Annotated in this window: 11 protein-coding genes; 5 read left to right on the top strand and 6 right to left on the bottom strand. The window is 32.2% G+C overall.

What is annotated here, in order from left to right; translation table 11 throughout:
- Positions 1-29: 29 nt before the first annotated feature.
- Positions 30-1,733 carry a lysine--tRNA ligase gene (gene lysS, locus OA93_RS01770; protein ID WP_039111405.1) on the bottom strand — a complete coding sequence of 568 codons (1,704 nt, stop codon included), beginning with the start codon at positions 1,731-1,733 and terminating at the stop codon, positions 30-32.
- A 410-nt stretch (positions 1,734-2,143) separates the two neighbouring features.
- Between lysS and OA93_RS01765 the strand changes: the two genes are divergently transcribed.
- The 3 genes from OA93_RS01765 (at position 2,144) to lipB (ending at position 4,421) form a co-directional block, all read left to right on the top strand.
- The gene (locus OA93_RS01765; RefSeq protein ID WP_039111404.1) at positions 2,144-2,872 is read left to right on the top strand and encodes a hypothetical protein; all 729 of its coding nucleotides are present in this window, start codon (positions 2,144-2,146) and stop codon (positions 2,870-2,872) included.
- A 93-nt stretch (positions 2,873-2,965) separates the two neighbouring features.
- Positions 2,966-3,718 carry a hypothetical protein gene (locus OA93_RS01760; RefSeq protein ID WP_039111403.1) on the top strand — a complete coding sequence of 251 codons (753 nt, stop codon included), beginning with the start codon at positions 2,966-2,968 and terminating at the stop codon, positions 3,716-3,718.
- Positions 3,719-3,722: 4 nt separating this feature from the next.
- Positions 3,723-4,421, top strand: a complete 699-nt coding sequence (gene lipB, locus OA93_RS01755; protein WP_039111402.1) for a lipoyl(octanoyl) transferase LipB — start codon at positions 3,723-3,725, stop codon at positions 4,419-4,421.
- A gap of 88 nt (positions 4,422-4,509) precedes the next feature.
- Here the strand turns inward: lipB and OA93_RS01750 are convergent, their stop codons facing one another.
- The 5 genes from OA93_RS01750 to OA93_RS01730 all read right to left on the bottom strand — a co-directional run bounded on the left by OA93_RS01750 (position 4,510) and on the right by OA93_RS01730 (position 8,648).
- Positions 4,510-5,304 carry an AraC family transcriptional regulator gene (locus OA93_RS01750; RefSeq protein ID WP_039111401.1) on the bottom strand — a complete coding sequence of 265 codons (795 nt, stop codon included), beginning with the start codon at positions 5,302-5,304 and terminating at the stop codon, positions 4,510-4,512.
- A gap of 22 nt (positions 5,305-5,326) precedes the next feature.
- A complete protein-coding gene (locus tag OA93_RS01745; protein WP_039111400.1) occupies positions 5,327-6,457 on the bottom strand; it encodes an MBL fold metallo-hydrolase in 1,131 nt (376 codons plus the stop codon).
- Positions 6,458-6,705: 248 nt separating this feature from the next.
- Positions 6,706-7,491, bottom strand: a complete 786-nt coding sequence (locus OA93_RS01740; RefSeq protein ID WP_039111399.1) for a hypothetical protein — start codon at positions 7,489-7,491, stop codon at positions 6,706-6,708.
- A 48-nt stretch (positions 7,492-7,539) separates the two neighbouring features.
- Positions 7,540-7,833, bottom strand: coding sequence for a DUF3861 domain-containing protein (locus OA93_RS01735; RefSeq protein WP_039111398.1), 294 nt, complete (start codon positions 7,831-7,833; stop codon positions 7,540-7,542).
- Between the two features lie 149 nt (positions 7,834-7,982).
- Positions 7,983-8,648 carry a ribonuclease HII gene (locus OA93_RS01730; RefSeq protein ID WP_039111397.1) on the bottom strand — a complete coding sequence of 222 codons (666 nt, stop codon included), beginning with the start codon at positions 8,646-8,648 and terminating at the stop codon, positions 7,983-7,985.
- A 334-nt stretch (positions 8,649-8,982) separates the two neighbouring features.
- Between OA93_RS01730 and OA93_RS01725 the strand changes: the two genes are divergently transcribed.
- Both OA93_RS01725 and OA93_RS01720 read left to right on the top strand, forming a co-directional pair.
- Positions 8,983-12,102, top strand: a complete 3,120-nt coding sequence (locus OA93_RS01725) for a SusC/RagA family TonB-linked outer membrane protein (protein WP_039111396.1) — start codon at positions 8,983-8,985, stop codon at positions 12,100-12,102.
- Positions 12,103-12,117: 15 nt separating this feature from the next.
- On the top strand, positions 12,118-13,605 hold the full coding sequence (locus tag OA93_RS01720) for a RagB/SusD family nutrient uptake outer membrane protein (protein WP_039111395.1): 1,488 nt from the start codon (positions 12,118-12,120) through the stop codon (positions 13,603-13,605).
- The last annotated feature ends 505 nt before the right edge of the window (positions 13,606-14,110 follow it).

The raw sequence follows: 14,110 nt of genomic DNA, 5'->3' as shown, positions 1-14,110 counted from the left end.
CGGGTTTGAATATTGTAACGAGTAAAAAACTACCCTACCAATTCTACAGTTTTAAACTCACCTTCAACAGCAACTTTAGTTAAACCGTGTTTAGATAAGTTTTTCATAGAAGCATCCCATTTTTTACCGCTTAAATTAGCAGTAATTTTTAATTGCTGAAGATCCATTTTATTTTCATTTCCTTTCAATAAATCTACGATGAATTTTTCTTCATCAGAAAGTTCAATCTGAGCTAATTTTTTCTCAGGACGCATTTGTGGGAACAATAATACTTCTTGGATAGATGCATTATTTGTTAAGTACATAATCAAACGATCCATACCAATACCCATTCCAGATGTTGGAGGCATACCGTATTCAAGCGCTCTTAAGAAATCTTCGTCGATGATACCATTAGCCTCATCATCACCTTTTGCAGCCAAACGCATTTGATCTTCAAAACGCTCACGTTGGTCAATTGGGTCATTTAATTCAGAATAAGCATTTGCTATTTCTTTACCACAAACCATTAACTCAAAACGCTCTGTAAGTTCAGGATTATCGCGGTGCTCTTTACAAAGAGGCGACATTTCTTTAGGATAATCAGTGATGAAAGTTGGCTGAATGTAATTTCCTTCGCACTTAGCTCCAAAAATCTCATCAATTAGTTTTCCTTTCCCCATTGTATTATCCACTTCAATTCCCATTCCTCTTGCAGCTTCAAATAACTCTTCTTCTGTTTTTCCAGAAATATCAAAACCAGTAAAATGTTTGATAGAATCGGTCATTGTAACGCGAGCGTAAGGTGCTTTAAAGTTTATTTTATGCTCACCAAAAGTAACTTCGCTAGTTCCGTTTACAGCAATTGCACAATGCTCAAGCAAACCTTCAGCAAATTCCATCATCCAGTTGTAGTCTTTGTAGGCTACATATATTTCCATTGCGGTGAATTCAGGATTATGCGTTCTGTCCATCCCTTCATTTCTAAAGTTTTTAGAGAACTCATAAACACCTTCAAAACCACCAACAATTAATCTTTTTAAATACAATTCGTTTGCAATACGCATATATAGCGGAATGTCAAGCGAATTATGATGCGTGATAAAAGGTCTTGCCGAAGCACCACCAGGAATTGATTGTAAAACCGGAGTTTCAACCTCAAGATAACCTGCATCGTTAAAATAACCACGCATTGCAGTATATAACTTTGTACGTTTAATAAACGTTTCTTTAACGTGTTGATTCACTGTTAAATCTACATAACGCATTCTGTAACGTAACTCAGCATCATTAAATGCATCGTGTACATTTCCGTCTTCATCAACTTTCGGTAAAGGTAGCGGACGCAATGTTTTACTCAAGAAAGTAAATCCATCTACACGTACACATTGTGCACCAACTTTTGTAGTAAACAATTCTCCTTCGATACCAATGAAATCACCTAAATCGGTTAATTTTTTAAATACCGTGTTGTATAAAGTTTTATCATCACCTTCGCACAAAACATCACGATTAACGTATAATTGTAAACGTCCTTCGCTATCCTGCAATTCAGCAAAACAAGCTTTTCCTTGGTCACGAACACTCATCAAACGTCCTGCAACGATAACCTTCTTACCTTCTTCAAAAGACTCCTTAATTTGCTTAGAAGTATGATTTACAGGAAAAAGATTAGCTGGATAAGGATTGATTCCTAAGTTGCGTAAGTTTTGAAGTTTTTCTCTTCGGATAATTTCTTGTTCTGATAATGCCATTTTGCGCTTTTTTTATAAGAATGCAAAGATAAAGAAAAGAATGTAGATTTTAGAATGCAGATTTTAGATTTTTTGTAGCAGCAATTTATTGTATTTCAATTCTCTTGGGAGTAAAGGTGCAAAGGTTCAAAGGTTCAGAGATACAAAGGTACAGAGGCGCAAAGATTTCGGTTGTGTGTAAAACACAGATTATTTTTACGAGTAATTGGTTTTATAACGCGCAATCCTTCGACTCCGCTCAAGAGGATAATGTTTGTGTGATAAAATCAGCTAAAATCTCTCAAATCTGCGTGAAATAAAACTTTGCGACTCTCTGTATTTTTTCTTTGTGAAGCTTTGCGAAACTTCGCGAAATAGTTTTTTCTTACAAAACTTGTTTACATTAGCATTTTAAATTCTAAGCTTTTTAAATGAAAAATTATTTCTTCTCTTTTTTGCTCGCAATACTTTTTACAAGTTGTCAAGTTACCGAAACAATAAATCTAAACGAAGATGGGAGCGGAACTATCGAAGCAATGCAACTTAGAGATGAACATAGCTATATGCTTTTGATGGGAGAAAAGTATTCTAAAGAAGATAAATTTCAAGATACAACCTATGTTTTTCGAGATTATATTACAAAATATAACGAAATATTTTTAAAATATACCCAACGAGAACAGCAGTTGTTCCAAAAATATGCAAATGCAAAAGTGCATGTAAAGAAGAGTTCTTTCGATAAGGAATTTAAAACTTCTATTACATTTCCTTTTACCAAAATAGATGCTGTTCCTAATTTATACAATACTGAAGATTATGCAAATGATCTTGAAAACAATTATGCACTTACGGCAGAAAGTCATTTTTTTGATTTAAAATATAGCTTTGACGGAACAACATTTAAACGTATTGTTAAGGTTATTAATGAGGCTGAAATTAAGAAGAATAAAAGGCAAATAAATAATTTCAAATCTAAATTCAATATCTTAAGTTTTACCCAAACCTATGCACTTAAGTACAATTTTCCTCGTAAAATAAAGTCGGTTTCTAATTCAGCGGCAATTCTTAGTTCAGACAAAAAAACAGTAACACTTACATTCCAGCTTTCCGATTGTTTAGAGAATCCTGAAAGTACAAATCTGGAAGTAGTTTTAGAGTAAAATCTAGAAGTAATAAGGTCTTTATATCTTAGAATCTTTGCCGTTATTTTTTTAAATAGACTTCGTATCTTTGAGAAAAAATATAATCTACTCATGAAATTAATAAAATTCCTCAGTCTTTCCCTTTTATTAGCGACGTTAACAAGTTGTACTTTTACCGAAAACATTGATATTGCAGATAATGGGTCGGGTAAATTTTCGCTAGATATGGATGGTTCTGCACTTATGGCAATGGCAGGACAGCAACTAGGAAATGAAGTTGGTGATGCAACAAAAAGTATAGATTCTACTTTTTCATTTAAAGAAATGTTTAAGAACAAGAAAGACAGTATAGCAAAACTTTCTCCCGAAGAGCAAAAAGAGCTTAAAAAACTAGAGAATTTCGTCGTTCATATGAAAATGAATACAGAACAGAAACAGTTTATGTTAGATTTAAAAACTGATTTCAAAAATGTAAATGAATTACAGGATATGATGAAAACTATGAGTGCGCTTCAGAATATTGAGAAAAATAAAGCTTCAGATAATAAAATGCCTTTTAGCGGAGATTTCAGTAACAATAGTACCGTAAGTTTTAGCTATGACGGGAAAAAGTTTAATCGTAAAGTCATTTTGAACCCAAAAGAAACTAATAAACCAGTAGAGGATTCATTAGGAATGTATAAAATGATTTTTGCATCTTCGAACTATGTTATAAAATATCGTTTCCCTAAAAAAGTAAAAAAAGTATCTAATGCAAATGCTTTGTTTAGTGAAGACAGAAAAACAATAACTATCCAATATCCCTTTACAGATTATATGGAAAATCCAACTAAACTGGGACTTGAGGTAGAGTTTGAAAAATAATACAATGAACAAAAAAATCCAACTACAAGATTTAGGTCAAAAAGATTATAAATCGACTTGGGAATATCAAGAACAATTATTTAAGGATGTTGTTGACTTAAAAATTAAAAATAGGAGAGAAGAACTTGATTTGCCAACTCCTAATTATTTCATTTTTGTAGAGCATCCGCATGTATATACTTTGGGTAAAAGTGGCGATTTGAGCAACTTACTTTTATCCGAAAAACAGCTAGAAGCCAAAGGAGCTACTTTTTATAAAATAAATCGTGGTGGTGATATTACGTATCACGGCCCAGGACAAATTGTAGGATATCCTATTCTGGATTTAGAAAATTTCTTTACCGATATTCATAAATACTTGCGTCTCCTCGAAGAATCTATTATTCTTACGCTAAAAGAATACGGATTAGAATGTGGTCGAAGCGAAGGAGAAACGGGTGTTTGGTTAGGAGTAGGAACGCCGTTTGCCCGCAAGATTTGTGCACTTGGTGTACGTGCTTCACGCTGGGTAACGATGCATGGATTTGCCTTAAATGTAAATGCCGACTTAGGTTATTTTGATAATATAATTCCGTGTGGAATACGCGGTAAAGCCGTTACTTCACTTCAGGTAGAACTTGGTGTAGAAAAAGTAGATGAAGCCGAAGTAAAAGCTAAAATCCTAAAGCATCTGACAGAATTATTCGAAGCCGAATTTGTTTAAAATAATATGATTTTCGTAATGCGTTCCAAAATAGACATTGTCTAAGAATGGAACGCGTTTGAATAATTTTACTCTGAAGACTCAAGAATTATGTATGTTCTTTTATAAGACTTGTTGGGTTGTATCCAAATTGTTTTTTGAAAGCAAATGAAAAATGAGAAATGTTTTCGAAGCCTAAATCAAGATAAATATCAGATGGTTTTTTTCTTTCTCTTTGAATTTGAAAATGGGCTTCCTGCAATCTTTTCTGCATCAACCAGCGATTAGGAGTGTCATTAAAAATCTTTTTAAAATCCCTTTTAAAAGAAGACAAACTTCTGCCAGTTAAAAAAGCCAATCTTTCCAGACTTACATTAAACTTATAATTTCGATATACAAACGCTTCTAGATCTAGTTTTTCGGGAATACTTTGGTCAAATAAAATACTCGAAATTTCGGGATTAGTCTGTAATAATATCAATAAAAGTTCTTCCCTTTTTACTTTAGAGAACGTTTCGTCTATAACTCCACCTTCGTTGTAATAAGGCATTAATGAACGTATGAAATTAGGAATCAGAACATCTTTTTTAAGAATGATAAATGCATTTTTAGAGTTTGATTTTACATTCGCAATAGCGTGATTTTTTTTAAATTCTGTCAAAAATGCTTCATCAAAAATGATTACTACTTTTTCAAATTGTCCGTTGTCTTTCTGTTTTTTGTATTTAGCCAGATGATTTTTCCTTACAATACAATAATCTCCCGATTTAATAGTATGCATTTCATGTCCGTCATAACCTTCAATTTCTCCCGCTGCCAGATATAAAAAGATATGCTCTGGAACAAATTGTTCAGGTGAAATTTCAGGGCCAATATGACACGATTTTATTTCGGTAATTTTCATCTTGATTCATCTTAAGTTAGTGCTAATTTACACCTTTCCACCATTCTTTAAAAACTTGTGTACTATCATTTAAATTTACAACTTCACCAATCATAGGTGTTACTAGTGGTAAATGAGCAGTTTTGCTAAGTGTCGATAATTTACTCAATGGTTCATCCCAAGAATGCATTGCTAGTTTAAACTTTGAAGAATGCACAGGGAAAAGTCTTTTTGCTTTTAAATCTTGAGCTGCTTTAAGTACTTGTTCAGGAAGCATATGTATGGCTTCCCAAGCCAGATTATATTGTCCGTTTTCCAGAATTGCAAAATCTATTGAGCCGAATTGTTCACCAATTTTGGCAAAATGTGTATCGTAGCCGCTATCGCCACCAATGTATATTTTAATACTTGGCGTTTGCAAAACATAAGACAGCCATAAGGTATTATTTTTAGAAAAACCTCTTCCCGAAAAATGTCTTGCAGGAGTTGTATGTACTTTAAAACCATCTTCTAAGACAATTGTTTCATTCCAATCTTTTTCGATTATTTTATCTGTAGGATATCCCCAACGTTCAAAATGTCCTCCAACTCCAAGACCACAAATAACCTTTTTTACTTTAGATTTTAAAGCAACTATAGTTTCATAATCAAGATGGTCGTAATGATCGTGGCTAATAAACAAATAATCAATTGTAGGTAAATCTGCCACGGTGTAACCATTTGATCCTTTAAATGCAGTTACAGTTCCTGGTAATGGCGAAGCATTTCCGCTAAATACAGGATCAACCAGAAAACGTTTTCCATCTATTTGCATAAAATAAGATGAATGCCCAAACCAAACCAATACATCGGCATCTGGAGAAAGATTATGTAAATCGGTTTTTATAGATGGGATAGAATCAACAGGTTCGCGTCTTGGATGATTTCCAAATAATTGATCATAAAGAATACCTCCAAAACTGTAGCCGTTTGTTAGATTAGGTGTGTCATGCGTGTTTTGAAATTTTCCATCGCTATAATTGCTAGATTTTTTTATTAATTCCAAACGATTACCTTCTGGTGCTTTACCAAATTTTGGATGCATCATATATAAAAAAGTAACCAGGGTTAAAAGAGCCAAAATGCTTATTACTATAATCATAATTCTTTTTGTGATTTTTAGAAATCGTTTCATTCGATTTATTTTATTTTTGATTTGTTTTATGGAATCAAATTCAAGTAAGCTATATGTGGTTGCAACACTTTTTAATTAAATTTTCCATAAGTATCTGAATTGATGGTACAAAATTGCATCAAAATAAATTGTGTCACTTTGTTTAAAAGTCCAATTTTACTTTGTTGAAAAGTTCACTTTAAATCCTTTGCATAAAAAAAGCTAACATTTTTTAAAGTTAGCTTTGTTATAGAAAATTATGAATTGTTTTAGTTTTTAATTTTATTAAATCCTGTTACATAATCATATCCAAGTTTCCCTTTTACCATGCATAATTCAATTTTGCCACCTTCGATTAGTTCTTCATGAAGTGCTTTTTTTATCGAAAAGCGTTCTTCCGTATTATTTTCAGTGATAATATGAATGAAGTGTTCTTTGTTACGCGATCCGCTGGTTCCTTTTCTTATAATTGTATAGTTTTTACATGATTTATCGGTAGTCGCATAGAAATGATTTATAAAACTAGTTGAAGCAGCTGTAAGTAAAAACATCCCGACAAATAACCCAAAGTGGACTGTGTACCTTCTTTTGCTTTCAAAATATACAGAAGGATTTGTAATCTTTAAAATTATTGTAAGCAATATGGCTAAAGCAATTCCTGCGAAACCTGCTCTCCAAAATAGTTGAGTACCGTTTATAGTGTTGTCAATTTTTCTTATTTCAAAAAGCAGAAATACTAAACTTGCAAAAAACAAGGCTGAAGAAAAATAATATATAAACTTATCAAAGGGTTTAGCCGTTTTTTCGAATGCTATTTTGGGTGGGAAAAAATCATCAATTATTAGTTGTGAAAAACTTACTATTAAGAGTAAGTTGTACATTCCAACTAAAAAAAATGGCAGAGGAACTAATCTAAAAGTTCCCTTTTCGTCTCCAAATAAAAAAATAGGAATTATACAGAGTCCAATATAAAGAAATCGTCTGTAAAATTCCTTCCTAATTTCAAATGGCTTGTTTTTCTTCTTTTTTGAAGCAGCGTATTTCTGTTTAAGCATTTTAGTTTTAAGGATTTATTTGAGGTTATAATCTAGGTTTATAGTTTGTTATTGACTTTTTAGTTTTTTCATGAATTCTCCAAATGCAGGAAAAAAATCTTCAAAAAGAGGATGCTTTCTGTTTTTAAGCATTACTTCACTGAACATTTTTAAACCAATGGCAAATTCTGTAGATTGATTCTCATCTTCAAATAGTTTCTTTTCTTTAATTTTCTCGATAATTGTAAAAACTTCATCGTGATTTTCAAATTCCAATGATAAAGGTTCAGCTAAAATCGTTTCTTCATTCGTCAAAGAAACTTGTTCTAGGGTTAGTTTATATTTATTTGCTCGCTTTGTCATAATTACTGTTTTTTTGTTGGTTTTTGTCTAGAATAATCAAAGAGGTTTTTATAAATGTTACACTTAGCTAGATTCGATAAACGGGATTTGAATTATTGTAGTATTTAGAAAACTAAAATATAAATTAAAGCTGTAATTCTATACAAAGACTAATCTTCAAACAGTAGCTCCAATTGATCTGGCAATAACCTAAAAGACATTCTATGATACTTAGTAGGTCCATATTTCTTAATTGCTTCGCGATGTTCCTTGGTAGGATATCCTTTGTTTTGTTTCCAATTGTACATCGGGAACTCTTCATGAATTTTATCCATATACTCGTCTCTATAGGTTTTGGCAAGTACAGATGCAGCAGCAATGCTCATAAATTTGGCATCGCCTTTTATAATGCTTTGATTTGGAATCGATTTTAATAACTCAATTTCCTTTTCAGAAAATTGCTTCCCAACGGTATTTTTCAAACCTAGTTTTGCATTTAGCATTCTATTTCCATCAACAATAATGAATTCTGGAATTTGATTAAGTTTTAGGATGCATTCCTGCATTCCTTTCATTGAAGCATTTAGGATATTTATTTCATCAATTTCATCGGGATGTAAATGAGTAATAGCAAACGAAATGGCTTGTTCTTCAATTATAGGTTTTAATTTTTCTCTAGTTTTTTCGGATAATTGCTTACTGTCGTTTAGTGTTTTATTCTCAAAAGTTAGGGGCAAAATTACGGCTGCTGCGGTTACTGGTCCGGCAAGGCAGCCACGACCAGCTTCGTCGGTTCCGGTTTCTAAATCATATCCTGAAAAATTGAGTTGTAGCATGTTCTTTTTTTAGAATTACAAAGATTAAATTTTTTCTGGGAAATAGATTAATGAAAGTACCGAAACTTATAACATGAGGACAAATTAATCTTCTAGCATTTTTATCTGTAAATGTTAAAATTTAACATTTTTTTTATTGTTAATATGGCTTATTAAAGGTTTGTTATTTATCACAATAATTGTCAAAAAATCTAAATCACTGTTATTTTTGTAAATTTTTTCTTTTTTGTTAACGTTTTTAAGTAAGAAAAATAATAATTAACAAATTGTTAAAATTGTTATTGTAAGAAAAATTTATCATTTTTGACGAATTATTAACCAAAAACAATTTAAAATGAGGGTGAAATTTAAATGGATTTTAACATTATTAACAGCATTAACCATGCAGTTTTCTTTTTCACAGGAAAGGAATATTTCTGGAATTGTTTCAGATGCAACAGGCCCTATACCAGGTGTGAATGTTATCGTTAAAGGAACAAAAAATGGAGTACAGACGGATTTTGATGGTAAATATTCTATCAAGGCAAAAACAGGAGATGTGCTAGAGTTTTCTTATATGGGATTACAGGATAAGAGTGTTGCAGTTGGAACTTCTTCGGTGATTAATACAAAGATGCAAGAAGGTGGAAAAGAATTGGATGAAGTGGTTGTTGTGGCGTATGGTAAACAAAAAGCGAAATCTATTGTAGGCTCAGTTGCAACAGTTGGTAAAGATGTTCTTGAAAAGCAGCAAGCTACGAATGTTTTATCTGCAATTCAAGGAAGCGTTGCGGGAGTAAATATTATTTCTTCTGGAGGGCAACCAGGAGAAAGCCCAAAAATACGTATTCGTGGTATTGGTTCTATCAGCTCTTCTTCAGAACCTTTGATAATTTTAGATGGTGCACCTTATTCAGGAGATATTAATTCAATTAGTGCTGATCAGATAGAAAGTATGAGTGTGTTAAAAGACGCCTCATCTACTGCTTTATATGGTTCTAGAGGAGCAAATGGCGTAGTTATTATTACGACAAAGAGAGGAAAGTTTAACACACCTACTACTGTACATATAAATTCTATAGTTGGGGTAGGTGGTAATGCTGTTAAGCTTCATAAATTATTGTCAACTGATCGTCTTATGGAGATGAGTTGGGAAGCAAGACGTAATGTAAATCAATACGCTAGCGGACAAACCGCTGCAGTAGCAGGGCAAAATGCATCTAATTCTTTAGTGTCTGCTTTGGGATATAATCCTTATAAAACTGCTGTACCTGTAGATGTAAATGGTAAATTAGTTACAACAGATAAGTATTGGAATACAAATTGGGAAGATGCCTTAATTAATAATTCAGCTATAAGAAAAGAAAACTCTATAGCGATTAATGGAGGTGGGCAAAGTACTTCTTATGCATTTTCTGCTAACAATTTAAATCAAGATGGAGCTTTAGTAAATTCAAATTTTAAGAGAACTTCAATTAGGATTAATGTAGATACCAAAATTACAGAATCATTAACGGCTGGCTTAAATGTTGGTTATACAACATCAACTCAAAATTATCCAACACAATCAGGGAACTCTTTCCAAAGTCCAATACAATGGATTTATAATGTTTCTTCAATCTACCCATTATATAGGCATGATGCTCAGGGAAATGAAATGTTTGATGTTTTAGGTGGTAAACTTTATGATTACGGAGCTTCTGCGGGTTCGTTAAATGCTACGCGTCCAATGATGGGTAATGAAAATGCTTTAGGAGCTTTGTATAATTATGTTGTTAGAAATAATAGAGATGATATTACAATTAATGGGTATGTAGGGTATAAAATTACAAAGGATTTATCTTTTAAAACAACAGTTGCATATCAAAAATATTTATTAGATAGCTATAATTATAGATCTTCAGAATATGGCAATGCTGCCTCAGTTGGGGGTAGGGTATCTCAAGATAGAGATATTACAAATTCTATTAATATTACGAATGTTTTAAATTATAAAAAGGAATTTGGGAATCATACTTTTGGCATCGATGCTATCCAGGAAGCCTATAAGTTTAAAATAGATAAATTGTTTGCTAGAGGAGAAGGATTTTTACCAGGAGTAGTTGTTAATGATGGAGCAACTAAGCCAGCAGGAGTTGAAGGAAGTGTTACTGAAGAGCGTTTAAGTAGTTATTTGGGGCGTGTTTCATATAACTATGCTAGTAAATATTTTATTGAAGGATCATATCGTACAGATGGTTCGTCTCGTTTTGGTAGAGATGTACGTTGGGGTAATTTCTTTTCAATAGGAGGAGCTTGGAGTATTAAAGATGAAAAATTCTTAGTGGATAATGAAATTATAAGCACTTTAAAAATTAAAGGTTCTTATGGAGAATTAGGGAATAATAGAACATTGAATGCAGATGACACTGAATCATATTTTCCTTATCAACAATTATACGAAGTAGGTTGGAGTGAAATGGGGAATATTGGTGTTTCATTAGGAGCACTAGCTGATAGAAATTTGACTTGGGAGAAAACTGCTTCATCTAATCTGGGTATTGAGTTAGGTTTTTTTAAAGACAGATTTAAAATGGGTGCAGATTTGTATCAAAAAAAATCTATTGATTTAATTTATGCCATCCCTATTGCTGGCTCAACAGGTAATACTAGTTATTTAACAAATGCAGGTTCTTTAAAAAATTACGGTTTAGAGGTTTACTTAAGTTCAGTGAATTTTAGAACTCGTAATTTTACTTGGAATACTGATTTGAATTTTTCTTTCGATAGAAATGAAATTTCATCATTAACTCAAGAGTATATCATTAAGGATACTAAACGTTGGGAAGTAGGTAGATCTATCTATGATTTCTGGATACAAGAATGGGCTGGTGTTGATTCTGTTACAGGTAGAGCTAAATGGTATGTAGATGGTGTAGATGCTGATGGTAACAGGAATACTACTTTTACTTATTCGCAAGCTTCTCGTAATTATGTAGGGAAATCGTCGCTACCAGATGTGGTGGGAGGATTTAAAAATTATTTTAAATATAAGGATTTTGATATGAACATTTTATTCAACTTTAGTTATGGATCTTATGTTTATGACTCATCATACGCATCATTAATGACAGGGTTGAAAGAACCAGGTCGCCCAGGATCTGTAGATTTAGAAAATCGTTGGCAGCAGCCAGGAGATATTACTGATGTTCCATTATTATACCAAGGAACTCAGGATTTCGCGTCTCAATCTACAAGATTTTTGTTCAAAAATAATTATATCCGTTTGAAAGCATTGAATATTGGCTATAATTTTCCAAAAGACGTAATGAATTCTATAGGAATAAATAACATTAGAGTTTACCTGCAGGGAGATAATCTGTTAACTTTTCAATCTCATAAAGGAATTGATCCTGAGCAAAGTTTTGCTGGTACTACGGATAGTAGATCATACAATCAGAGATTAGCTTCTTTAGGGTTTTCAATTGATTTTTAATAACAAATTTAGTATATGAAAAATATAGTTAGAAATATAACAATTGCCGTTGTAAGTATGATTTTCTTAGGTAGTTGTAGTCAGGAGTTTTTGGACGAGGTAGAACCTACAACAGGAGTTCCTGTTGCAACAGCTTTTGATAGTAGAGGAAGTGCTGATGGGGTTATTTCGGGAATAATGAGGCGTTTCAGAGGTCAGTTTGAGAATGCTGCGGGTAATTCTTCTACAGATGCAGGTGGGGTATGTGCATTATATTTTGCAAGGACTGTTAAAGGTAATGATGCGATATCTACAACTAATTGGTACGGAAGTGATTACGAGAACAATAACAGGGAGCCTACTTATCGTAGAGTTATTTTTGCTTGGAACTATCCTTTTTTTATGATTAATCAAATTAATAATTTTATTAAAGGGGTTGAGGAAAGTACTCAATTAGGAGACCAGGATAAAAAAGAATTGTTAGGACAAGGATATGCATTACGTGCTTTTTTTTACCATCATTTGGTTTTGGATTTTTCAAAATCTTATAATGAGGATCAAAACTTCCCTGCACCTCCCATTTATAAAGAACCTTTTGTAATAGCTAAAGGAATGTCTACAGTTAAAGAAGTTTATGATTTCATGGTTGCAGATTTGACAGAGGCTATAGCCATATTGCCTGATACACGTTTAGGGAAATCTTATGTAAACAAGCAGGTTGCAAATGCTATATTAGCAGAAGTTTATCAAGTAATGGGGAAATGGGATTTGACTGAAGCAGCTTCTATAGAAGCGTATGGAGGTGACCCTGCTACAGTTTTAGATGCAGCTAGTTATGGTTCAGGTTTTAAAGATAATAGTAATAAAGAATGGTTATGGGGATCTCCTCAAGCAAGTGATCAAACTATGTATTACTATTTAGCCCCTCATGTATTCTCTGATCATAAGACTGGAGCTTATTATTCTATTTTTGTAAATTCTACATTTGTTGATTTATTTTCAGCTACAGATGTCAGGGGTGGAGTAGGAGCTAATAAGTTATTTAGTCTAAAATCAACTACATATCCGATTTCTGATTATAGATATTATGTATCGAACAAGTTTTCTTTTTCATTTACTTCACATTCACCAATCATTAGATATGCTGAAATGATTTTAGTTGATGCAGAAGCAAAGGCTAGGCAAGGAAAAGAAGCTGCAGCAAAATCTATATTATTTACTTTGCAAAAAAATAGAGATGTAAACGCTGTACAAAGTTCTAATTCAGGTCAAGCTCTTGTTGATGAAATTTTACTTGAAAGACGTAAAGAATTATTTATGGAGAACGGAGTTGAATGGTTTGATGCAAAACGTTTAGGAAATGGAATTCCTAGAGATGGTAATCAACGTTTAAAAGGTATTAATAACATAACTGGCAAGCCATACGATTTACAGCCTAATGATTTAAGATTTATGCTTAAAATACCTCAGGCAGAAATTGATACAAATCCATTTATTGAAAAGAATATAAATACTGGAAGATAAAAGATGGCAATGGTTAATTCCAAGAGCTGAAATTAATGCAAATCCATTGGTAAAACAAAACGAACTTTAAGTACGTTTTAATTAAATTATTAAAAACTGTCCAAAATATTTTGGGCAGTTTTTTTTTGGATAAAAATTGGTACAAATTCAAATAGTAATATTTAGAATATATTTTAAGGAAGACATCATGACTTAGAAAATTGATCCATAAATTTAGTAATCAGATTCAGGATAAAGTTGAGATGTAATTTTAAAAGCAGTTATATTAAAAACATTTTCAGTTTATAATGTTTTAATTTTGTTATTTTATTGTAGGTTAAAAACTACTTACGTGTTAAAATATTTAATTCACGACTAGGAATTAACTTACTTTATTTGTTAATTATTTGTTAAAATAAATATTAAATAAAGCTTAGTATTTTAAAGATAAAATTAGGGATAATGCTATTTATCTACTAATTTACTGAGTTGACACGTGGTAGTGTTAAAGAAATATTAAAAAAAA

Source organism: Flavobacterium sp. KMS (genome assembly GCF_000813005.1).
GTDB lineage: Bacteria > Bacteroidota > Bacteroidia > Flavobacteriales > Flavobacteriaceae > Flavobacterium.
The sequence above is the reverse complement of the archived record's forward strand: the minus strand, read 5'-3'. Positions and strand labels throughout refer to the sequence as shown.

Bases quoted from the DNA above. Each gene is read 5' to 3' on its own strand.
- lysS (WP_039111405.1), bottom strand. From the start codon at position 1,733: ATGGCATTATCAGAACAAGAAATTATCCGAAGAGAAAAACTTCAAAAC.
- OA93_RS01765 (WP_039111404.1), top strand. From the start codon at position 2,144: ATGAAAAATTATTTCTTCTCTTTTTTGCTCGCAATACTTTTTACAAGT.
- OA93_RS01760 (WP_039111403.1), top strand. From the start codon at position 2,966: ATGAAATTAATAAAATTCCTCAGTCTTTCCCTTTTATTAGCGACGTTA.
- lipB (WP_039111402.1), top strand. From the start codon at position 3,723: ATGAACAAAAAAATCCAACTACAAGATTTAGGTCAAAAAGATTATAAA.
- OA93_RS01750 (WP_039111401.1), bottom strand. From the start codon at position 5,304: ATGAAAATTACCGAAATAAAATCGTGTCATATTGGCCCTGAAATTTCA.
- OA93_RS01745 (WP_039111400.1), bottom strand. From the start codon at position 6,457: ATGAAACGATTTCTAAAAATCACAAAAAGAATTATGATTATAGTAATA.
- OA93_RS01740 (WP_039111399.1), bottom strand. From the start codon at position 7,491: ATGCTTAAACAGAAATACGCTGCTTCAAAAAAGAAGAAAAACAAGCCA.
- OA93_RS01735 (WP_039111398.1), bottom strand. From the start codon at position 7,833: ATGACAAAGCGAGCAAATAAATATAAACTAACCCTAGAACAAGTTTCT.
- OA93_RS01730 (WP_039111397.1), bottom strand. From the start codon at position 8,648: ATGCTACAACTCAATTTTTCAGGATATGATTTAGAAACCGGAACCGAC.
- OA93_RS01725 (WP_039111396.1), top strand. From the start codon at position 8,983: ATGAGGGTGAAATTTAAATGGATTTTAACATTATTAACAGCATTAACC.
- OA93_RS01720 (WP_039111395.1), top strand. From the start codon at position 12,118: ATGAAAAATATAGTTAGAAATATAACAATTGCCGTTGTAAGTATGATT.